Consider the following 19,882-nt stretch of genomic DNA (forward strand, 5'->3'; position numbering starts at 1 on the left):
CAAGTAGTCGTAACGCGTATTGGCCTTTTACGCGGGCGCTTCATAGAATTTTTCCCAGAGAGAGCGGCCGTGTGCCGCTGGAGAACCGAAAGAGAAGGGGAGCCCTATGAGCACCATTTCGAGACGCTCGTTCGTAGGAGCCAGCGCGCTCGCCGCTGCTGCCATGGTGGCGGGCTGCGCGCCCGAGAACGCGCTGGATGCGACCGATGAGGGCCAGTCGCTGAGCGCCACGGGACAAGGCTATACCGTTGACGCGGAATTCGACGAGGCACAGGCCGGCGAATGGGTGCCGGTGAGCTGCTGGACGAGCTGCGGCGGCCGCTGCCTTCTGAAGGCCTACGTGGTTGACGGCATGCCCATGCGCATCAAGACCGACGACATCGAAGAGGACAGCTTCGACAACTTCCAGAACCGTGCCTGTCCGCGCGGCCGCGCCCAGCGCATGCACGCTTTCGGCGCCGATCGCATCAAGTACCCCATGAAGCGCAAGAGCTGGCAGCCCGGTGGCGGGGAAGCCGCCCACGGCGAGCTGCGCGGCAAGGACGAGTGGGAGCGCATCAGCTGGGACGAGGCGCTCGACCTGTGCGCAGCCGAGGTGAAACGCATTGCGGATACCTACGGGCCTATGGCCATCAACTACGCGGGCATTCCCTTCTACAACGCGCCGGTGGCCCAAACGCTGCTGCCGGCCCTGGGCGGCTACACGTGGCATCTCGGCTTCACCTCCTACGGCTCCTGGTGCTCCGAGCCCGATGCCATCGGCATCGACAACACGGCCGGCGAACCGGGCACCATGGGCACCAACGACCGCTTGAGCATGCTGGAGAGCGATCTCATCGTGCTGCACGGCAACAACCCCGTGCACGCGGCCGCCGCTCGCCTTCGCTGCATCTCATGCGCGCCCATGAGGCGGGAATCCCCTTCATCTTCATCGGCCCGGACTACAGCCAGACGGCCGCCCTGGTGGAGGCCCGCTGGATTCCCGTGCGCCCCACGACGGACGCGGCCTTCCTCTCGGCGGTAATTTACGAGATGCTGCGCCTCGATGAGGAGCGCGGCAGCGTCATCGACTGGGACTTCCTGTACAGCCACACCGTGGGTTTCGACGACGACCACATGCCGGCGGACGCGAAGCTTGCCGAGAACGTGCGCGGATATGTGGAAGGCGCCTACGACGCCATCATTGCCGTGCGCCGCGCCTACCCGCGGGTAGTTTTCCATCTGCATGCCGGCAGCTCGCTTACGCTGCTCGATCGCCTGAATGCGGGCCAGCTCGATTTCATGCTCGAAGTCGAGCATATTGCGCGCCCCGGCTACGAGGGCTTGGTCTTCCCCGGGGCGGATGTTTGGGGCGTCTATCCTCTGCCCGACACACCGCTTGCGGGAAAGACCTCCGTTCGTCCCGAGGATTTAGTGGGGGAGCCCCTCATTGTGTCGTGCCAGTTTCTCAAGAGTGGTTTTCTGAAGCAATGGGCCGGCGAGTGCTATGCCAGCATCAAGCCTGCGGTTTCCACGGATATCTTTCCCAGCCATTGGCGTCGGTTAGTGGAGGGCCGCGTGGGCCATATGCTGGGATACCTTTATTTCCAGAACGAAGAGGATTCCGTCTTGGGTTCCCACGGCATTCCCTTCGATCCTCCCTTGGAGACGGGCAACGCGCTCATCTGGAAGAAGGGGCGCCCCCTGTCGCGGGCGTCGCAGGTGTTCCTTGAAGAGCTCCGAAGGATCGTGGGCGGCGAGTGAGGGGCATGCCCTGCAGGTATGGAAAAGTATGAGAAGAGGGTATTGGCGCTTGTGCGACAGGATGCAGCATAATGGGGGTGACCCTTCCTCCCCTTGGGCCGGCCTTCGGGTCGCCCTGTTTCGTTGAAAGGACGCCTTATGGACATGCAAGGCTACCTCGATCACCTGAATGCGGGCCGTACCGTGGTCGGTGGCTCGGAGGAGCATCGCTTCATGCACGGGGCGAGCCAGGAAGCCATCCGCATTTGCATGGAGGTCAACAATCGCTACCATACGCCCGAAGAGCTGCGTGGGCTCATGGCCGAGCTGACCGGCCGGCCCGTGCCCGAGGGCTTTGCGCTCTTCCCGCCGTTCAACAGCGACTGCGGCAAGAACATCCATTTGGGCCGCGACGTGTTCATCAATGCCGGTTGCAAGTTTCAGGACCAGGGCGGCATCTACCTGGGAGATCGGGTGCTCGTGGGCCAGAACGTGGTGCTAGCCACATTGAACCACGGCATGGATCCGGCCCATCGCGCCGACTTATACCCCGCGCCGATCCGCATTGGCGATGACGTGTGGATCGGGGCGAACGCCACGGTGCTGCCGGGCGTGACCGTGGGCGATGGGGCCGTCGTGGCCGACGGTGCCGTTGTGACCCGCGACGTGCCCCCGCTCACCGTGGCCGGCGGCGTCCCGGCCCGCGTTATCAAGCGGATTGAGGTGGAAAATCCGAAGGATTTAGCCGCAACGGTGGGATCTGGTTTCGTCGACATCCGATTCGAATAGATCGGCTTCGGAAAGCTCTTCGCTACAACCAGAGGGCTGTGTTCCCCATGAGGTAGAGGGGCACATTAGTGAGCCAATCCTGCGCGCGATAGTCGGAAAGCGAGAAGCGCCGGGCTTGAATATCGGGGTACTTCTCCTTGAAGCTGCGCAGGCTCTTGGCACGCAGGTTTTCCTTGGCCTTCACCTCGATGCCGTAGACGGTGCCCGCTGATTGCGCAAGGAAGTCCAGCTCCCCCCGGGAGTTCTCGGCCGACCAGTAATAGGGAACAAGCTTGCAGCAGGCTATAAGCTCTTGGCACACGTACTGCTCGGTGAGCGCCCCTTTGAATTCCTCGAAAAGGGTGTTGCCCTCGATAACGCTCTTGCTGTCCAGCTCGCTCATGGCACCGAGCAGTCCCACGTCTAGCAGGAACACTTTGAATGCGCCCGGATCGCGATAGGCCTTAAGGGGTATTCCCGGTTTGGACACGCGCGGTACCTGGTAGATAAGGCCGGCTTGCCTCAGCCACGTGAGAGCGCTCTCGAACTCTTTCGCCCGGGCGCCCTTAGCGAGACGGCCGAAAATGAACTTCTTGTTCTCTTGGGACAGGTGGGCGACGACGGAGTCCCACACGGCGAAAACCCGCTCGGCCTCGCGGGGGGCGATGTGCTTGGAGAAGTCGCGCTCGTAGTCGGCGAGAATCCGCTTCTGAACGGCCCGTGCGTCATCGTAGTTCCTGCTGTCGAGAAACACGCTGACTGCCTCGGGCATTCCCCCGACGAAATAGTAGGTTTTCAAGAGAGCGATCGCCCGTGATTTGAAGGCCTGGATGAGTGTCGGGTTTGGACTCTGCAATGAAGCAAGGAACTGCTCTCCTTCGGCCGCTAAGGCGAATTCTTCGAAGGAAAGGGGATAGAGGTCGAGTGTTTCCACCTTCCCCACGGGAAAACCCGTCCCGCTTTGGAGAAGAATCCCCAGCAAGGAGCCGGCGGCGATGACCGAGAAGCCGCGCGAGTCTTCGTCGAAGTACTTGAGGGCCGTGAGTGCCTTGGGATTTTCCTGGACTTCGTCGAACACGATGAGGGTCGAGTCGGGCTCGATGGTAACGCCGGTTTGCAGCTGGAGGCCGGCGATAAGAACGTCGATGTCGTACCCGATGTCGAACAGCTCGCGCATGGCCGCGTTGTTGTCCATATTCACATAGGCGACGCTCTTGTAATGGAGCCTTCCGAACTCTTTGATGAGCCATGTCTTCCCCACCTGGCGAGCCCCGTTGATGATAAGGGGCTTCCTGCGAGGATTCTCGCACCATGCTTCGAGATCGCGCATAAGAAAACGTTCCATAGACACCCTCTTTGCTCGGTGGACGTTGTGAGTATACAAAAACAAGGACGTAAAAGTAAGAAGATTCACAAAAACAAGGACGTAAAAGTGTCAAAACTCACACAAATCAGGGCGTAATGGGAGATAGTGCTGTGGTGCTCCGTCGGCCTCGGCGAGAGAGCTCCAGGCGAGGCCAAGCAGATCAGCTAGCTGTTTTCCGCTCCCGCTCCCATACAAAGCGGAGGTTGTCGGGGCCTTCGGCCCATTGGCGTGAGGAGAAATCGAACAACAGCTCGTAGGTGCGCGACGAGGCGAAAACGTCAAGGGTCTCGTCGAAGGACGCGCCCGCGTCGTCGCACCAGTCTTCCAGTATGGCGCGCATGACCTCCACCGCGCAGGCTTCGCGCTGTGCGTCAGTTACCAGCTCCTCGTCAAATCCCATAGGGTTCGCTCCCTTTGAATCCCAGACATGCTATGGCCGCCGGCGTCAGAAAACAGTACTGGTCTTCAAGTCGGTTCGGCAGCATGGTGAGCATTTTTTTGCGGCGAGGTGGTTTTCGACGTCATCAAGCGCTCGATCATAGCTGCTCAGATGCAGCAGGTCATAAAGCTCGGAGATGTAGGCGCACACGTCGGCGTGACGGAAGATTCGTGCGATCTCGGCGGCCGGCAGGCCCCAGCGCTTCTGGGCCAGGCGCAAGAGTCAGCACTTCATATCGGCAATGTCGGACTGTCGTGGCGACATGGGGTCTCCCCTTGAGAATTGCAGTTGGACTAGCATCTATTATAACGGCTGCCCCGACAGTCGGCTTTTGTGATCGGACGGAAAGTTCCGTTGCCCTACAATAGGAGTCGTGCGATGTTCGGTTTCTCGAAAGGGAGGTCCCTATGAGCAAGAGCGCAGTGGTGTTTCTGGCCGATGGCTGCGAGCCGTTGGAAGTGGTGGCGCCCACCGACGTGCTCCGTCGCGGCGGGGTGGAGGTGGTGCTCGCGAGCACCAAGGACGATCTGGCGATTCGCGCGGCCCATGGGGTGACGCTTGTGGCCGATGCGCCGCTTTCCGCCCTTGACCTGACGGGCTTCGCCATGGCCGTGGTGCCCGGCGGCTCGGTGGGTGTGGATAACCTGGGAAAGAACGCCCGGGTTATGGCCGAGCTGACGCGCCGCATGGAAGCGGGGGAGCCCGTGGCCGCCATCTGCGCCGGCCCCGTGCTGCTGGCCCGCGCCGGGCTGCTGAGCGGCCGCAAAGCCACCTGCTACCCGAGCTGCGAGGAGGGCTGGCCGGCCGGCGTGTACCAAGCTGATGTGGCTGTGTGCGTCGACGGCAACCTCATCACCGCTACGGGCCCCGGCGCCGCGCTGCCCTTCGGCATCCAGCTGCTGCGCGCGCTGGCCGGTGACGAGGCTGCCGACGCGGTGGCCGCCGACATGCTGATGAAGTAGGAAAGCCCATGATGGCATCGCCCGCAGAACCGACTCAGCGGGCGGCGAGAAACGGAGCGCGAGCGTCTTCCGGCTGTGCCCCCCGTCGTGCCCTTAGACGCCCAGCTTGAACCGCATCATCACGGGGTTGTGATCGGAGTAGGCGAAGTCCAGGTCCACGGTGGTGTATTCCAGGCATTCTACGTTGTCGGAGTAGATGAAGGTGTCCATGATCCAGCGGTCGTTGGTACCGTCGTAGGGGCGGCCCGCATCGCGGCAGGTGGCGGCGTCGGCGAAGGCCTCGATGCCCACCTCGTCCAGCTTCGCCTTGGCGGCCACGGTGAACCCGGCGGGCACGCCGTCGAAGTCGTAGGGCTTCGCCCAGCTCTCTACCGCCTGCACCTCGTTGCCGTACACCTCGCCCGACACACCGATCATATCATGGTTGAAATCGCCTCCGGCGATGACGTAGTTGCCGGCCTCCCGCTCGCGCACCATGACCTCGTAGAGCTTGGCACGTTGGGCCGCCATGATGGACTCGTCGGCGCCGTAGGCAGACAGGTGCACGTTGATGAGGGACAGAGCCCGGCCGTCATCGGTGGGGATGCGGCACAGCGAGAAGCACCGATCCAGATCGAGGAACTTGCCGAAGCCCTCGGAGATGGGCAGCTGGTAGCGCGTGCCATCGGCAATGGGGAAGGCGGAGAATGTGGCCAGGCCCGCGCGATTGGCACCGTGGGGCGCGTAGAGCGGCCAGGCCAGAAACGCGGAATCGTAGTTCTGGCAGAAAACGGCCGTATCGGCGGGGAACTGCTCGTGCAAGAGGGCGTACTCGTCCACATGGTGGCTGCGGGTGCCGTCGACATCCACCTCCTGGAATAGCGCGAAGTCGGCGCCAGCCTCTCGAACGACCTCGGCCGTGCCGACGACGTCCTCGCGCACCACCTCGGGGCTGGCAGCCACCGAGCCGGTGCCGCCGTCCATGAAGAAGTCGAAGTCGCGGTTGTAGGCCCCGAAGCCGATGTTCGCCGCCACAACGGTGAGCTCCGCACCGACCTCGACGGTGCCGCGGGGGCTCTCGTCGGCGGCCAGCGGTGCCTCGACCGCAAGGGAGAGCTCGTCGCCAAGGCGCTCGTAGCTCAGCACGACATAGGCAACGTAGGCTGCCAGGGCCAGCAGCAGGGCGCCCAGGACGACGGCAACGGCCTTGAGGATCTTTGGGGCCATGGGATGCTCCCTTCTTGAGCAGTTGCACAACGACGCGCTCGGCGGGCAATCGTCGTAGTTGGGAACCCCATTCTAACCCCTGGGAACTCTCGCGGTGCTGAAAAGGGGACAAATGCGTGGGTGATCCGGCCCGATTCAACGGCATGGGCCCCGAGCGCTGATTCTTGAATCTCGATTCAAGGTGGTCGGGAAAAGTCCTTGTCTTTTATGGATGTTTTTGCACGGTCTGTCAACAGTTAATGACAGTGCGGTAACAGAGAACTTACGAAGAGGTGGCGCAAATTTGTGCAGACGTATAGTCGTTTCGCAGCTAAGACTCAATAAGCCCGGTTGATTCGGCGGGCCATGCGCGGAGGAGGATCCATGCAATCGGTACGAAAGAATGGGCGCGTCGGCGCCACCCGCGAGGTCCTCCGCAGCAATGATACCGCCAAGCGCTCGGCCGAGATCGTCGTGGCTGCCCGCGAACTCTACGAGGAAAAGGGCCTGGCCCACACCTCCATCCAGGACATCACCAACCATGTGGGAGTGACGCGCTCGCTGTTCTATCACTACTTCCAGAACAAGGAGGAAGTGACCTCGGCGGTGCTGGATCAGTACATCACCGACTTCATCGAGGCCATGCAGCACTGGAGCGAGAGCCGTGCAGTGCAGGAGACCGACGAGTCGCTGCACACCATGGTGAAGATCATGCGCATGGTGCTCTTCGAGAAGAATACGTTCCGCATGGCCCTTTCGACCCAGGAGAATGCGGCGCTCTACCTGGACTTCCTCAATCGCTTTGCCGCCCAAGGCGCTGAGTTTATGGTGTCGCACCCCCTGGCCGGCCAGGGGAAGTACGGCGACGGATCCGATCACCTCTACGAGACTTTCTACGTGCTCATTGTGGGGCTCGTGAGCTACCTGCGCTCCCACCCCGATGCCGACGACGAGATGCTCATCGCCATCGTCTCCCAGATGCTGCACTTGGAGCAGCCGGCTTAGGAGCTTATCGGCGGCGGTGTGGCGAATCGGTTGCGTTTGCCGCCCGGCCGCTCAAGTTAGCTATTATCGGGCTGTAAGGAAAATGGGCGCCAGGGGCGTCCCTCCCGGCCCGCGGCGCGCCGGGGGACAGACCTGCGAGAGGACCGGCCTCCCATGGATATCAGGCGCGTGCTGGCAAGCGCTCCCCGTAAACACGATCTGGGCCCCGAACGGCCCCTGCTCACCCCCTGGGGCGAGGCCCTCGATCCGGCTTCGGTGCGCTCGGAGCACCCCCATCCTCAGTTCGCACGGGAGGCGTTCACCTCGCTGAACGGCTGGTGGGACTACGCCATCGTGCCCGTGGGTGCCTGCCCGACCCTGCGTCAGCCGGAGCGCTTCGACGGGCGCATCCTCGTGCCCTTCTCGCCTGAGGCACTGCTATCGGGAGTGGGGCGCCAGCTGGCCCCCGATGAGCTGCTCTGGTACGTGCGCCGGGTGCCTCGGCCGACGCTGCGCGAGGGAGATCGCTGCCTGCTGCACTTCGAGGCCGTGGACTTCGCCTGCGCCTGCTGCGTGAACGGCCGGGTCGTGGGCACCCACGAGGGCGCCTACCTGCCCTTCGCCTTCGACATCACTGAGGCGCTCACCGCTACCGACGGCGAGGCGGCCCTGGCTTGGCAGCAGGGCGGCGACTTCGTGGTGGCCCTGGCTGTGCGCGATCCGAGCGATACGGGGGTGCAGCTGCGGGGCAAGCAGCGGCTCGAGCGCGGCGGCATCTGGTACACGGCTCAGAGCGGCATCTGGCAGCCGGTGTGGATGGAGGTGGTGCCCGAGCGCTCCATTGAGGCCGTTGCCCTGCGGCCCGATTGCGACCAGGAGCTTCTCGTCGCCGACGTGGACGTGCGAGGCGCCTCGGGGCTCTTGCGCCTCTACGTCTCCGATGGGGACGGCGTGCAGGTGGGATCGGTGGCCGTGGCCGTGGAAGAGGGGGCGGTGCCCGAGGGCGCGGATCCGGCCGGTCCTGCCCGCCGCCGGGTGCGCCTGACCGTTCCCGTGCCCCGGCCGCGCCGCTGGAGCCCGGACGACCCCCACCTCTACGACCTCACCCTGCGCTACGGCTCCGATGCCGTGCACAGCTACACGGCCTTCCGCACCGTGGAAGTGGCCCCCGATGCGCACGGCGTCTTCCGCTTCCTGCTGAATGGGGAGCCGCTGCTGCTGCGGGGCGTGCTCGACCAGGGCTACTGGTCCGACGGCCTCATGACGGCCCCCTCCGACGAGGCCTTGGCCTTCGACATCCAGGCTATGCGCGAGGCCGGCTTCAACATGCTGCGGAAGCACCTGAAGGTGGAGGCCGACCGCTGGTACTACCACTGCGACCGGCTCGGCATGCTCGTGTGGCAGGATATGGTGAACGGGGGCGGCGCCTACGGATCCTGGGAGACGAGCTTCAGGCCGACGCTGTGGCGCGGCAGCTGGGGCGACTACGACGACTGCGATCCGGAGCACCAGGCGAAGCTCGGCGCCGGGAGCGAGCGCTACCGCGATCAGTGGCGCCGCGCCTGCCGGGCCACGGTTGATCATCTACGCAACCATCCCTCGGTGGTCTGCTGGGTGCTGTTCAACGAGGGCTGGGGCCAGTTCGATGCGGCCCTGGCCACCGAGGCGGTGCGCCGGGCCGATCCTACGCGGGTCGTCGACGCTGTGAGCGGCTGGTACGACCAGAGTTGTGGCGACTTCCTCTCGGTGCACAACTACTTCCGCAAGCTCAAGGTGTATGCGGACGGTGCTGCCCTGCGGGGCCGGGCGGCCGAGCGGGGAGGGCGGGCCTTCGCCATCTCGGAGTTCGGCGGGGCCACCTTCCGCGTGGAAGACCACAGCGCCTTCGCCGAGAGCTACGGCTACGACAGCTTCGATGATCTGGGTGCCTGGAGGGCGGCGGTGCGCCGCACGTTGGAGGAGGCCGCGGCCCTCGAGGGCGACGGGCTGGCGGGCTATGTGTACACGCAGCTGTCGGACGTGGAGGAGGAAGTGAACGGCATCCTCACCTACGACCGGCGGGTGAACAAGCTGAAGGAGGAGGCCCATGGGATCTGCGACGGCTAGCGGCGGCGCGGCGAAAGTCGCCGCTCTGTGCGCCCTGTTCGAGGATGTGTTCGGCGCCCCTGCCGTCGGCGCGCAGGGCGCCGGCGCTGGATCGCCATACGGGGCCCCGACCGGCAACGGTGGTGCGCCGCCGGCGGCAGGGCGCGCCTTTGTGCTGGCCTCGGCCCCGGGTCGCATGGAGGTGGCCGGCAACCATGTGGACCATCAGGGCGGCCGTGTCATCTCGGCGGCTATCGGCGAGCGCACCTGGGGACTTGCGGCCGAGAACGGCCTGGGGCGCATCCGCGCGGTCATGGAGGGATTCGGTACCGTGGAGATCGATCTCGCCGACCCGCAGTGGGCGCAGCCCCATCCCGTGGAGGCGCTCACGTCCGTAGCTCTGGTGCGGGGCATGGCCGCGACTTTCGCTGCCGGCGGGGGCGCGGTGCGCGGCTTCGATCTCGTCACCGGCTCCGAGGTGCCCCCGGGCTGCGGCCTGTCATCTTCGGCCGCTTTCGAGGTCATGATCGGCGCGTGCCTGGAGGGCCTGTTCGGTCCCGGCCCTTTCACGGGCTCGGCGGCCGGGGGCGCCGCGAGCCGGGCGCTGGTCGCGAAGGGCGGGGGCGGGGTTGCGAGCAGCGGGGGCGAAGCGGTGCCCCTCGGTGCCGTGGCCGTGGCCCTGGCGGCGGTGGAGTGCGAGCAGCGCTTCTTCGGCAAGCCCTGCGGAGCCCAGGATCAGCTGGCCTGCGCCTGTGGGGGCGTGGTGACCATCGATTTCGCGCCGAAGGTGCCCGTGGTGGAGCCGATGACGCTCGATGCGGCTGCCGAGGGCTACCGTATCGTGCTCATCGACAGCCGGCAGGATCACTCGCTGCACCAGGATGAGTTCGCCGCCATTCCCGCCGACATGCGCATGGTGGCCAACCTGCTCGGCGTGCCCCGCCTGGGCGATGCGCCGGTGGACACGCTTCTGGCCCAGCTACAGCGCGTGCGCACCGAGCTGGGGGACCGCCGTGCCATGCGCGCGCTGCACTACTACGACGAGGTGGCTCGGGTGAACGCCCAGCGCGCGGCATTGGCTGCCGGTGACTTCGGGCTCTTCCTGCGCGAGGTGCGCCTGTCGGGCGCCTCGTCGGCCCAGTTCCTGCAGAACGTCTCGCTGCGCGAGCCTGGCAGCGAGGCACGCCAGCCGGCCATGGTCATCCAGAGCCTGGCGGCGCACCTGCTCGGAGAGCGCGGGGCGTGGCGCATCCACGGCGGCGGCTTCGGCGGCTCGGTGCTTGCGTTCGTGCCGTGCGCGGAGGCCGATGGTTTCATGGGGGCCATGGACGGGCTGCTCGGCTACGATGCCTGCCGCGAGGTGACCCTGGGGGCGCCCGGGGTGCGGGCGGAGCGCCTGCCGTGAGCGCGGTGGAAAACCCCGCGTGGGTGGCCGACTCTCCTGCGGGGCCGCTGGAGATCACCATCAACCTGGCCAAGCCCGAGAAGGATCCGCGGGCCATTGCCCGGGCTGCGAGCGAGGGCGCAGCGAGCGAGGGGTCCATCGCCGAGAAGGCGGGGCGCTCTTCCGATGCCCGCGGCAACGGCGCAGCCTCGGATGCCGCTGCGGCTTCCCTCCGCGTGGATGGCCACGGCTCGGCACCGCTGGCCGTCACTGGCGACGATTGCGTCCTCTGCTGGCAGCGCGCAGCAGACGGAAGCCTTGCTTGCGCGGGGGCCGGCGGCGGGGACGTGCGTTCGGTGGAGCTTGCTGGCGAGGAATGGGCCTGGTGGTTCTCGCCCTACGGGTACTTCCCCGAGCATATCATCGTGTCGGCGCCGGCGCACCGGCCCATGGCCATCACCCACGGGACGATCGATCGGCTGCTCGACTTCGTCGACGCCTACCCGCAGTGGTTTATCGGGTCGAACGCCGACCTGCCCATCGTGGGCGGCTCCATCCTCGTCCACGACCACTTCCAGGGCGGCGGTTACCGATTCCCCCTCATGAAGCGGCCCGTCAGGCAGCGTTTCGCCCTGCCGGGCCTGGGCGGGGTGGAAGCCGGCATCGTGGACTGGCCCGCGTCGGTGGTGCGCCTGCGTGCGTCGGAACGCACGGCCCTCGGCGAGGCCGCCTGCCGCCTCATGGATGCCTGGCTCTCCTTCTCCTTCGAGCCCTGCGCCATTCGGGCCTGCTCGCCCGGCGTAAGGGGAAGTCGTGCTGGGAAATTGGCTGCCGCGGCCGATTGCCGCCCGGTCGCGTCCTCGGTCGGGGCCGTCATTCCCCACAACACGGTGAACCCCATCCTGTGGCGCGAGGGTGGCGACTACGTGATGGATCTCGTGCTGCGCAACAACCGCACGACGCCGGAGCGTCCTTACGGCCTCTTCCACGTACCGGAGCATCTCTTCCACATCAAGAAGGAGAACATCGGCCTCATCGAGATCATGGGCCGCGCCATCTTGCCGGGGCGCTTGGCCGCCGAGCTGCCCGAGGTGCGTCCGGTGTGTGACGCCGCCTACTACGAGATCCTCCAGGCCACCGGCGTATTCAAGGACGACGAGTGCGGCCACGCCGGCTGGGACGCGCTGATCGCCACCCTGTAGGGGCGAGGTTTTCCGCGCATGCCCGGATGCTCGGTCAGGCGCAGCGGGCGTCGCCGCCTCGGGTGTGGCGCACTACCTCGAAGCGCTCGAGCCTCGCGTCCTCGTCGGGGGCGATGCCGGCCTTCTGCTTCGCGATGGCGATCTGGTCCATCACCGTGTCCACGCCCTCCAGATCGGGCAGCAGCAGCCCGCGCTTGAAGCCGCGGGTGACGATGACGCCGTAGCGCGCCGGATCGAGCTGTTCCAGCGAATCTACCGGCTCCGGCTCGCCGAGCACGTCCACCGAGTAGGACAGGGCGTCCAGCTCGTCGGGGCGCACCTGCGGGAAGCGCGGATCCTCGGTGGCGGCGGCCACGCCGTTCATGATGATCTCCTCGGCCAGGCACGACTGGGCCGGCGCGATGGTGCCGATGCACCCGCGCAGTTTTCCCTCCTTGTGTAGGCTGACGAAGGTGCCGGCTCGTCGTCTGGTCATGGCATCGGGCAGCCCCTGGGGAGCGGCCAGTACCTCGCCGCTCCCCACGATGGATTCCACGCTCAGTCGCGCAAGGGCCACGAGCGGGTCCACCGCGGGATCCAGCACGAGCGAGAGGATCGCGTTGTTTTCCTCGCGCTCGTCCTCGTCAAGGGCCGCCTCGGCATCCCGATTCCAGGCGAGCGGGTGCCGTCGCCCCGTCTTTGGCTCGGCGGCCGCATGGGGCACCTCGGGTGTCGCGCCGGCAACGCCGGCCGATGGGCCGTGTGCGCTCGTGGCCCTGCTGCCCGCAGCCGCCCCATCGGCATCACCACGCTCTCCGTCCTCGCACCGGCCATGCCGCTCGCTGCTGCGCTTGGCATCGGGTCGTGCGCCGTCAGCGGGTTTTTCAGCCGCCTCTTCCCGTTCGCGGGCCGCCTTGGCATGGGCGCCGCGAATCTCGGCTCCCACTTCCTCCTCGGTCGTGGAGGGGCCGGCCTCCACCTCGAAGGCGGCGATGGCATAGCCCACCCCGAAGGGCCCCTCGTAACTGAGCAGCTGGGGTGTGAAGGGCAGTCCCTCCAGCGCACCGGCCATGATCTCGAAGGAGCGCAGCCCGCACTCCGCCGCGCTCTCGCACATCACCGGATCCAGGGCGAAGAGCTCCTGCAGGGCCCCGCGGGCGAACACGTCCTCCACGGCTCGGTCGAACTTGGGGCCGGCCGGGTCGAAGCCGTAGGGACCGTCTTCCCTCAGGCGGTGGGACAAATCCCCGCTGGCGATGAGCACGCAGCGCATGTCCAGACGCTCGGCCGCCCGGGTGATGGACTGCCCCAGGAAGTGGTGGTCCGACGGTGAGAGCGCCGAGAGTCCCACGCGCAGTACGGGCACCTCCTCCAAGTCCACCGTCTGGGCGAGGAAATGTAGCGGCACGAAGGCGCCGTGGTCGATCTCGGTCTGGGCTGCAGGTGCGGCGGCCGCGGGAATGGACCGTCGGGCGAGGCGGTCGGCCACCGCTTGGGCGAACTCACCATCGCCGCGGGTAGCTATCGTGGTCTGAGGCTGTCCGAACGGGGCCATCGAGCCGGTTTCTTCGTCGGCATTGGAGATGAAGAATCCATCGCGGTAGAGCGGCGCGTGGGGCGAGGCGATGACGATGATGTCCGGATCGGCCGCGGCGACGCGCTGGGCGATCTCCTCGTAGGCGGCAACGGTCTCGGGGATGGCCTCTTCCTGGCCCTGACCCACGGCGGGCACGATGAGCGGCGGATGGGGCACGGCATAGGCGGCAAGAAGGCCCATGGGACACCTTCCCTTTCTGCTGGGGAGCGAATAGGCTGCGTTTCAGCGAGCCCTATGGTGAGGGAAGCTCCTGCGATGAGCCTCCCCATCAGCGAACTGTCACGGGATCGTTAGCCCGTCTGCGCAGGAGGGCGGGGTTCGCGCGGCGATCCCTGTGCCAGGCGAAAGATGCGCCGGCTCGCCTGCACGATCCTTTCCGGCTCGATCTGAGCCCCGGCGAGCCGCCCCGGTGCGCTGCCCGCTGCCAGCATCTGAATGCTGCGCCGCTCACCCAGGCTCGCCGGGTTTTCGCGCGACCTCCTTGACTTGAAGTCGACTCCAAGGTTTACCCTCCTCGGTGAGAGCAATCAGAGAGGAGCATTCATGACCACATCTTACGAGGCCGTGGCCAAGTTGGGCTTCGGCGCCATGCGCCTGCCCCTGACCGACCCCGATGATGTCACGGCCATTGACATCGAGTCCGTGAAGACCATGGTCGACGAGTTCATCGCCCGGGGCGGCACCTATGTGGACACCGCCTTTGTCTACCATAACGGCGCTTCTGAGACGGCCCTGCGCGAGGCTCTGGTAGAGCGCTACCCGCGCGAGGCTTTCACCCTGGCCACGAAGTGTCTGGCCTGGGCCTGCGCGAGCAAGGAGGAGGCCCAGGCGTGCCTGCCCACCTCCCTGGAGCGCCTCGGCGTCGATTACATCGACTACTATCTGCTGCACAACCTGGGCGGCGCGCGCACGGCCAAGTTCGACGAATACGACATGTGGAACTACGTGGCGAAGGCGAAGGTCGACGGCCTCATCCGCCATGTTGGCTTCTCCATGCACGACGGCGCTGACGTGCTCGACGAGTTGCTCGCGGCGCACCCCGAGGTGGACTTCGTGCAGCTGCAGGTGAACTACTTGGATTGGGACGATCCGGTGACCCAGTCGGCCTGCTGTATGGAGGTGGCGGCCAAGCACGGCGTGCCCGTCATCATCATGGAGCCGGTGCGCGGCGGTCGCTTGGCGAATCTGCCCGAGCGCGGAGCGGCGGTGCTCGCCGAGGCGAACCCCGAGGCGAGCCAGGCCTCCTGGGCCTACCGCTTCTGTCTCGATCTGCCCGGTGTGCTCACAGTGCTCGCCGGCGCCTCCACCTTAGAGCAGATGCGGGACAACATGGCTACCTTCCAAACCCACAAGCCTCTGACCGATGCCGAGCGCGATGCTATCGCCGAGGTGGTGGCCGCCCTGCGCAGCGTGGATCTCATCCCGTGCACCAACTGCGGCTACTGCGTGAAGGACTGTCCCGAGGGCGTGAAGATCCCCGTGGCCCTGAACCTGCTGAACCTGGAGAAGACCACCGAGGACCGCTCGTTCGCTAAGGGGCTGTACTCCTGGCAGGTCGCCGAGGGCCCCGCGTCCAAGTGCATCCAGTGCGGCACCTGCGAGGCCGCCTGCCCCCAGTCCATTCCCGTCATCACCCGCCTCGCCGAGGCCGTGGACCACTTCGAGGGGTAGGGGAAGCGCGCGCTTTGCAGTCGGGAGGGCCGCTGCGGTGGCCCTCCCGACTGCTGTGGAAAGAGATAGTTCGCGCATATGTCCTCAGCCTACCATGCCGACGAATCCGGCCAGCACGGGAATCGTCAGCAGGGCCAGCACGGTGGTGACGAAGGTGCCCTGGGCCATGACCCGGGAGTTGCCACCGTACTGGTAGCAGAGCATGGTGCCGTTGGTGGCCACGGGCATGCCCGCGAGCACTACGGCCACCGAGAACATGAGACCGGCCGGCACGAACCCGTGAAAGACGGCCCAGATGACGGCCGGCATCCCGAGCAGCCGGAACAGGGAGCACGTCCACAGCCGCGGTCCGCCGATCAACTCGCGCACCGGCAGGTTCGCGAGCGACGAGCCGATGATGAGGAGCGCCGCCGGGGTGGTGATGGAGCCCAGGGTGCTCAGCGCGTCGCCTGCGATGGGCGCGTAGTGGATGCCGGTCAGCGTGAGGATCACCGCCGCCACGCACGACAACATCACCGGTGTGACAAAGGTGCGCCAGGTGGTCTGCACCTTCACGTCCCCGTCGGTGTCCTGGGTGAGGAACCACGCGCCCACGGTGAACACGAAGAGGTTGAACGGCAGGTTGAACACGGCGGCGTAGATAAGCGCGTCCGGCCCGAAGATGGCCGAAAGCACCGGGTAGCCGATGAAACCCACATTGCCGAAGCAGAGCATGAAGCGGTACACGCCGCGGTGCCCGTCGGGAATGCGCAGAAGCAGCGTGAATCCGTAGGCCACGGCGAACATGACGAGATTGCTGGCAACGGAAAGCCCCAGGCACAGCCACACCTCGGTCTGCGAGGGCAGCTCGGTAGCCGTGAGCACCGACCCCAAAATCATGCCCGGCAGCGCAATGTTGATGACCAGCTTCGAGAGCATGCGGTCGAACTCGTCGTTCATGAACCGCAGCTTCTTGGCGCCATAGCCCACGCCCACGATGGCGAACAATGTGACGATCTCCTGGAATATGCCGATCATGCCCGCGGTCACTAGCGCCCTTTCTCGTGTTGTTGCGAAGTCGCCCCAGTGTACGCCTGGCGCAGTGCGCCGATGGCGTATACTAGGCGGCCGCTACGTTACCCCCGTCGAAAGGATCGCCCCGTGTTCACCATCGGTTGTCATCTGTCCAGTGCCAAGGGATATCTGAAGATGGCCGAGGATGCCGCGTCCATCGACGGGAACACCTTCCAGTTCTTCACGCGCAACCCACGGGGCGGTCGTGCCAAGGCCATCGATCCGGCCGATGTGGCGGCCTTCCACGCCTTTGCGGCCGACCACGGCATCGCGACGTTTCTCGCTCACGCGCCCTACACCATGAACCCGGCGGCGGCCAAGCCCGAGACGCGCCAGTTCGCCATCGAGCTGTTGACCGACGACCTCATGCGCATGGAGAACACTCCCGGCCAGCTGTACAACATGCACCCGGGCTGCCATGTGGGCCAGGGCGCAGAAGCGGGCGTTGCCCTTATTGCCGATGCCCTGAACCAGGTGCTTTCCCCGGATCAGTCCACCACGCTTCTGCTGGAGACCATGGCCGGCAAGGGCACGGAAGTGGGTGGCCGCTTCGAGGAGCTGGCCGCCATCATCGATGGGGTGGAGCTCTCCGACAAGGTGGGCGTGTGCCTGGATACGTGCCATGTGTGGGACGGCGGCTACGACATCGCCGGCAATTTGGACGGCGTTCTGGAGGAGTTCGACCGCGTGATCGGCCTCGATCGCCTGCACGCCATTCACCTGAACGACTCCAAGAACCCGCTCGGTGCCCGTAAGGATCGCCATGCCCCCATCGGCGAGGGGCATATCGGCTTCGAGGCCCTGGCCGCCGTGACGAATCATCCGGCCCTGCGCGACCTGCCCTTCTTTCTGGAAACGCCCCAGGACGATCTGGCCGGCTGGGGCGCCGAGATCGCCGCCCTGCGCACGGCCCGCACCAGGGGGTAACAGCTTTTGCCTCCCCGCGTCGGTTTGTTTGCCGCTTTTTCCCGATGCGACCGGTCGCATCGCTGATATGGGGCAGGCTGCAAGGGTTTGCGGAGGCGTGGGGCGCTCCTGCTGCCGCAAATCTACGATGCGCTCGGTCACATCGTGGAAAAGGGGCAGAAAAGAAGGGTGAGAAGGTCCCAGGGCCGCAGATCGCGACGCTTTTCCACGGTGCGCCCTGTCACATCGTTGAAAAGCGTCGCGGGTTTTAAATTACGAAGAAGTACACGCTGAAGAACTGCAGGATGCTGGCCGCCAGCACGAACAGGTGGAAGATGGAGTGCAGGTAGCGCACCTTCTTGAAGATGTAGAACACCGCGCCCACAGTGTAGCTGATGCCGCCTGCGGCCAGAAGCCAGAAGCCCACGGGGTGCAGCTGGGCGTACAGGGTGGGGAGGAAGAATACGATAGACCAGCCCAGGGCCACGTAGAGCACCGAGGAGATCCAGCGGGGGCGGTAGGTCCAGAAGGCCTCGCAGGCGATGCCGATGAGGGACACCGCCCATACGAACACGGCGAGCCATAGACCACCCACATGGCCCAAGGTAATGAGGCAGTAGGGGGTATAGGTGCCGGCGATGAGCAGGTAGATGCCCGCGTGATCGAGCACCTTGAACACGCGCTTGGCCGCATCGGCCGCCAGGGCGTGGTACAGGGTTGACATGAGGTACTCTACCAGCTGGGCGATGCCGTAGACCAGGGCCGCGGCCAGAAGAATGCCGCCGCCGTCGGCCACCGACTTCACGATGAGCACCACCAGTGCCGCCACGGCCAGGCCCGCGCCGATGCCATGGGTGACAGCGTTGAAAATTTCCTCGCCCAAGGTGTACTCGCGTACCGGCTTCTTGCCGGAGCGGCGCAGCAGATCCCGAATCTCGGGGGCGACTTTGGCTCCGGCTGCCGAGGCGTTGGGGGAGAGTTGGGGGTGGGCGAGGGCGACGTTGGGCATGGAAACTCCTTTGCGCAGGGGCATCCTCGCATCATAGACCAGCGGGCCGGTTTTCGCGGTGACGATTGGTAAACCGCAGGGGAAAGGCGCGGGCTGCCCCCACTCGTCCTACTCGTCCCCTCGCTGCCCCCGCAGGGCCTTCAGGGCGGCTCGCTTTCTCGCCTGCCTGTCGGCGTAGGCCCGCTTCTCGGCCCGTTTGCGGGCGCGCTCGGCCTCTTCGGCGGCGCGCTCATCGGCCCGGGCCGCCTTCGCGGCCTCGCGGGCGGCGCGGCGGGCGGCGGCGCGCTCTTCCCGCTCGGCGGCGGCCTCTGCCTCGGAGAAGCGGCAGCCGCAGTAGTTCTGGCGGTACATGCCGCCCTCCCGCGAGCGGCGCGTGGCCTCGTCGTAGAAGGGGCGGTAGTCCTCGAAGTGGGCCTCAATGCCTTCACGTGCGCAGGCCCGCTCCAATTCCTCCCGGATGATGCGGGTGTACTGGTAGGGGCTCACGGAAAGCGTGGTGCCCAGGGCGGCGAAACCGTGCTCGGCGGCGTAGCGGGCCGCCTCCGTAAAGCGCAGTCGGTAGCAGGCGCGGCAGCGGGCCTCTCGGGCAATGCGGGCTTCGGAGGGGCCGTCGGCTGCGGCCCCGTCGCCTTCCCGGGCCGCCCGGGCCTCGGAGTCGGTCTCGCCTCTCCCGTCGCCCTCCTCGTCGCAGATCACGCCGAACTTGGCTTCGGCCGCGTTTCCGATGCGACCCACCGCGGCCTCCCAGGCCTTCGCGTCGTAGGCACCTTCCGCCACCGCCACCTCTTCCTCCGCAGCCCATGCGCGCAGGGTGGCCAGGCGCCGAGCGTACTCCTCGGCGGGGTGGATGTTCGAGTTCGCGTAGAAGATGACAGGCTCGATGCCCTCCGAACGCAAAATGCGGACCGGCTCCAAGGAGCACGGTCCGCAACAGGCATGTAGCAGGATGCGCTGCAAGAGTGCCCGGCTCTACTCGGCGGCCAGGGGGCTCGGCGTCGAGTACACGCGGGCGGCGCACTCGCGATCCAGGTCGTAGAGGCCCTTCGGGTCGCCGCCGAACAGCTTCATGTTGGTGATCATGGTGTCGGCGTTGTCCTCTTCTTCCATCTGCTCGTCGATGAACCAGCCCAAGAACTTCTGGGCGCGGTAGTCGTGGGCCTCGAGCGCCGCGGCGTAGATGTCGTGGATGAGCGAGGTCACGTACTGCTCATGCTCCATGGCAGCCTCCAGCGGCTCCAGGAAGTTCGAGAAGGTCACCTCGGGCTGGTCGATGGCCAGCAAGCGCACCTTCTCGCCGTTCTCGTGCAGGTACTTGCGGAAGATCAGCGCGTGGTCGCGCTCCTCGGCGGCCTGGATCTCGAAATAGTTGGCGTAGCCAGACAGGCCCTCCTCCTCGTAGTAGTCGGCGAAAGCGAGGTACAGGTAGGCGCTGTAGAGCTCCTTGTTGATCTGGTCGTTGATGAGTTCGTACACCTTGGCGTCCATGGGAGTCCTTTCTGAGCCCGAGGGCTGGTCGGTCTGATAAACGGCAATCAGGATACCCCAAAGCGCTTCAATCATGTGAAGATAA

Annotated in this window: 19 protein-coding genes; 10 read left to right on the forward strand and 9 right to left on the reverse strand. The window is 65.8% G+C overall.

Features of this window, described 5'->3' with window-relative positions; genetic code table 11:
• Positions 1–106 precede the first annotated feature (106 nt).
• From AAK988_RS04080 to AAK988_RS04090, 3 genes are all read left to right on the forward strand, one after another.
• Complete coding sequence (locus AAK988_RS04080) at positions 107–1,024, forward strand: molybdopterin-dependent oxidoreductase (RefSeq protein ID WP_369872976.1); 918 nt, start codon at positions 107–109, stop codon at positions 1,022–1,024.
• Complete coding sequence (locus tag AAK988_RS04085) at positions 985–1,743, forward strand: LysR family transcriptional regulator substrate-binding protein (protein WP_289636029.1); 759 nt, start codon at positions 985–987, stop codon at positions 1,741–1,743. The genes AAK988_RS04080 and AAK988_RS04085 overlap by 40 nt, the downstream gene beginning before the upstream one ends.
• A gap of 138 nt (positions 1,744–1,881) precedes the next feature.
• Positions 1,882–2,511: a DapH/DapD/GlmU-related protein gene (locus AAK988_RS04090; protein WP_289636028.1), complete on the forward strand. Its 630-nt coding sequence runs from the start codon at positions 1,882–1,884 to the stop codon at positions 2,509–2,511.
• Positions 2,512–2,533: 22 nt separating this feature from the next.
• Here AAK988_RS04090 and AAK988_RS04095 read toward each other — a convergent pair whose 3' ends face one another.
• From AAK988_RS04095 to AAK988_RS04105, 3 genes are all read right to left on the reverse strand, one after another.
• Positions 2,534–3,835, reverse strand: coding sequence for an ATP-binding protein (locus AAK988_RS04095; protein WP_151430149.1), 1,302 nt, complete (start codon positions 3,833–3,835; stop codon positions 2,534–2,536).
• Between the two features lie 181 nt (positions 3,836–4,016).
• Positions 4,017–4,256 (reverse strand): hypothetical protein, encoded by a 240-nt coding sequence (locus AAK988_RS04100; RefSeq protein ID WP_151430148.1) that lies wholly within the window; start codon positions 4,254–4,256, stop codon positions 4,017–4,019.
• Between the two features lie 45 nt (positions 4,257–4,301).
• Positions 4,302–4,514 carry a DUF3791 domain-containing protein gene (locus tag AAK988_RS04105; protein WP_289636027.1) on the reverse strand — a complete coding sequence of 71 codons (213 nt, stop codon included), beginning with the start codon at positions 4,512–4,514 and terminating at the stop codon, positions 4,302–4,304.
• 188 nt (positions 4,515–4,702) lie between these two features.
• On the opposite strand from AAK988_RS04105, the gene AAK988_RS04110 reads away from it, so the two are divergent.
• The gene (locus AAK988_RS04110; RefSeq protein ID WP_369872975.1) at positions 4,703–5,257 is read left to right on the forward strand and encodes a DJ-1 family glyoxalase III; all 555 of its coding nucleotides are present in this window, start codon (positions 4,703–4,705) and stop codon (positions 5,255–5,257) included.
• 93 nt (positions 5,258–5,350) lie between these two features.
• Here AAK988_RS04110 and AAK988_RS04115 read toward each other — a convergent pair whose 3' ends face one another.
• Positions 5,351–6,463, reverse strand: a complete 1,113-nt coding sequence (locus AAK988_RS04115; RefSeq protein ID WP_369872974.1) for an endonuclease/exonuclease/phosphatase family protein — start codon at positions 6,461–6,463, stop codon at positions 5,351–5,353.
• Between the two features lie 363 nt (positions 6,464–6,826).
• Here AAK988_RS04115 and AAK988_RS04120 point away from each other — a divergent pair, with 363 nt between their 5' ends.
• The 4 genes from AAK988_RS04120 to AAK988_RS04135 all read left to right on the forward strand — a co-directional run bounded on the left by AAK988_RS04120 (position 6,827) and on the right by AAK988_RS04135 (position 12,097).
• Entirely contained in the window at positions 6,827–7,447 is a 621-nt protein-coding gene (locus tag AAK988_RS04120) for a TetR/AcrR family transcriptional regulator (RefSeq protein ID WP_135969711.1), read from the forward strand.
• Positions 7,448–7,600: 153 nt separating this feature from the next.
• Complete coding sequence (locus tag AAK988_RS04125; RefSeq protein WP_369872973.1) at positions 7,601–9,532, forward strand: glycoside hydrolase family 2 protein; 1,932 nt, start codon at positions 7,601–7,603, stop codon at positions 9,530–9,532.
• Positions 9,513–10,916, forward strand: coding sequence for a galactokinase (locus AAK988_RS04130; RefSeq protein ID WP_369872972.1), 1,404 nt, complete (start codon positions 9,513–9,515; stop codon positions 10,914–10,916). Before AAK988_RS04125 ends, AAK988_RS04130 begins: the two co-directional genes overlap by 20 nt.
• Positions 10,913–12,097, forward strand: a complete 1,185-nt coding sequence (locus AAK988_RS04135; RefSeq protein WP_369872971.1) for a galactose-1-phosphate uridylyltransferase — start codon at positions 10,913–10,915, stop codon at positions 12,095–12,097. The genes AAK988_RS04130 and AAK988_RS04135 overlap by 4 nt, the downstream gene beginning before the upstream one ends.
• Positions 12,098–12,131: 34 nt before the next feature.
• On the opposite strand, the gene amrA is transcribed toward AAK988_RS04135, so the two are convergent.
• A complete protein-coding gene (gene amrA / locus AAK988_RS04140; RefSeq protein WP_369872970.1) occupies positions 12,132–13,853 on the reverse strand; it encodes an AmmeMemoRadiSam system protein A in 1,722 nt (573 codons plus the stop codon).
• Between the two features lie 363 nt (positions 13,854–14,216).
• Here amrA and AAK988_RS04145 point away from each other — a divergent pair, with 363 nt between their 5' ends.
• Positions 14,217–15,344 carry an aldo/keto reductase gene (locus AAK988_RS04145; RefSeq protein ID WP_369872969.1) on the forward strand — a complete coding sequence of 376 codons (1,128 nt, stop codon included), beginning with the start codon at positions 14,217–14,219 and terminating at the stop codon, positions 15,342–15,344.
• A gap of 84 nt (positions 15,345–15,428) precedes the next feature.
• Here AAK988_RS04145 and AAK988_RS04150 read toward each other — a convergent pair whose 3' ends face one another.
• On the reverse strand, positions 15,429–16,373 hold the full coding sequence (locus AAK988_RS04150) for an AEC family transporter (protein ID WP_369872968.1): 945 nt from the start codon (positions 16,371–16,373) through the stop codon (positions 15,429–15,431).
• A 111-nt stretch (positions 16,374–16,484) separates the two neighbouring features.
• On the opposite strand from AAK988_RS04150, the gene AAK988_RS04155 reads away from it, so the two are divergent.
• Positions 16,485–17,324, forward strand: coding sequence for a deoxyribonuclease IV (locus tag AAK988_RS04155; protein WP_369872967.1), 840 nt, complete (start codon positions 16,485–16,487; stop codon positions 17,322–17,324).
• 247 nt (positions 17,325–17,571) lie between these two features.
• Here AAK988_RS04155 and trhA read toward each other — a convergent pair whose 3' ends face one another.
• From trhA to AAK988_RS04170, 3 genes are all read right to left on the reverse strand, one after another.
• A complete protein-coding gene (trhA, locus tag AAK988_RS04160) occupies positions 17,572–18,312 on the reverse strand; it encodes a PAQR family membrane homeostasis protein TrhA (protein WP_160324043.1) in 741 nt (246 codons plus the stop codon).
• A 108-nt stretch (positions 18,313–18,420) separates the two neighbouring features.
• Positions 18,421–19,269 (reverse strand): epoxyqueuosine reductase QueH, encoded by an 849-nt coding sequence (locus AAK988_RS04165; protein WP_369872966.1) that lies wholly within the window; start codon positions 19,267–19,269, stop codon positions 18,421–18,423.
• Between the two features lie 12 nt (positions 19,270–19,281).
• Positions 19,282–19,797, reverse strand: a complete 516-nt coding sequence (locus tag AAK988_RS04170; RefSeq protein ID WP_135971553.1) for a ferritin — start codon at positions 19,795–19,797, stop codon at positions 19,282–19,284.
• Positions 19,798–19,882 lie beyond the last annotated feature (85 nt).

The organism is Adlercreutzia muris, from assembly GCF_041223505.1.
Lineage (GTDB): Bacteria > Actinomycetota > Coriobacteriia > Coriobacteriales > Eggerthellaceae > Adlercreutzia > Adlercreutzia muris.

Coding starts and splice junctions, on each gene's coding strand:
- AAK988_RS04125 (WP_369872973.1), top strand. CDS start 7,601: ATGGATATCAGGCGCGTGCTGGCAAGCGCTCCCCGTAAACACGATCTG.
- AAK988_RS04130 (WP_369872972.1), top strand. CDS start 9,513: ATGGGATCTGCGACGGCTAGCGGCGGCGCGGCGAAAGTCGCCGCTCTG.
- AAK988_RS04120 (WP_135969711.1), top strand. CDS start 6,827: ATGCAATCGGTACGAAAGAATGGGCGCGTCGGCGCCACCCGCGAGGTC.
- AAK988_RS04115 (WP_369872974.1), bottom strand. CDS start 6,463: ATGGCCCCAAAGATCCTCAAGGCCGTTGCCGTCGTCCTGGGCGCCCTG.
- AAK988_RS04110 (WP_369872975.1), top strand. CDS start 4,703: ATGAGCAAGAGCGCAGTGGTGTTTCTGGCCGATGGCTGCGAGCCGTTG.
- AAK988_RS04170 (WP_135971553.1), bottom strand. CDS start 19,797: ATGGACGCCAAGGTGTACGAACTCATCAACGACCAGATCAACAAGGAG.
- AAK988_RS04080 (WP_369872976.1), top strand. CDS start 107: ATGAGCACCATTTCGAGACGCTCGTTCGTAGGAGCCAGCGCGCTCGCC.
- AAK988_RS04100 (WP_151430148.1), bottom strand. CDS start 4,256: ATGGGATTTGACGAGGAGCTGGTAACTGACGCACAGCGCGAAGCCTGC.
- AAK988_RS04090 (WP_289636028.1), top strand. CDS start 1,882: ATGGACATGCAAGGCTACCTCGATCACCTGAATGCGGGCCGTACCGTG.
- AAK988_RS04145 (WP_369872969.1), top strand. CDS start 14,217: ATGACCACATCTTACGAGGCCGTGGCCAAGTTGGGCTTCGGCGCCATG.
- AAK988_RS04095 (WP_151430149.1), bottom strand. CDS start 3,835: ATGGAACGTTTTCTTATGCGCGATCTCGAAGCATGGTGCGAGAATCCT.
- amrA (WP_369872970.1), bottom strand. CDS start 13,853: ATGGGCCTTCTTGCCGCCTATGCCGTGCCCCATCCGCCGCTCATCGTG.
- trhA (WP_160324043.1), bottom strand. CDS start 18,312: ATGCCCAACGTCGCCCTCGCCCACCCCCAACTCTCCCCCAACGCCTCG.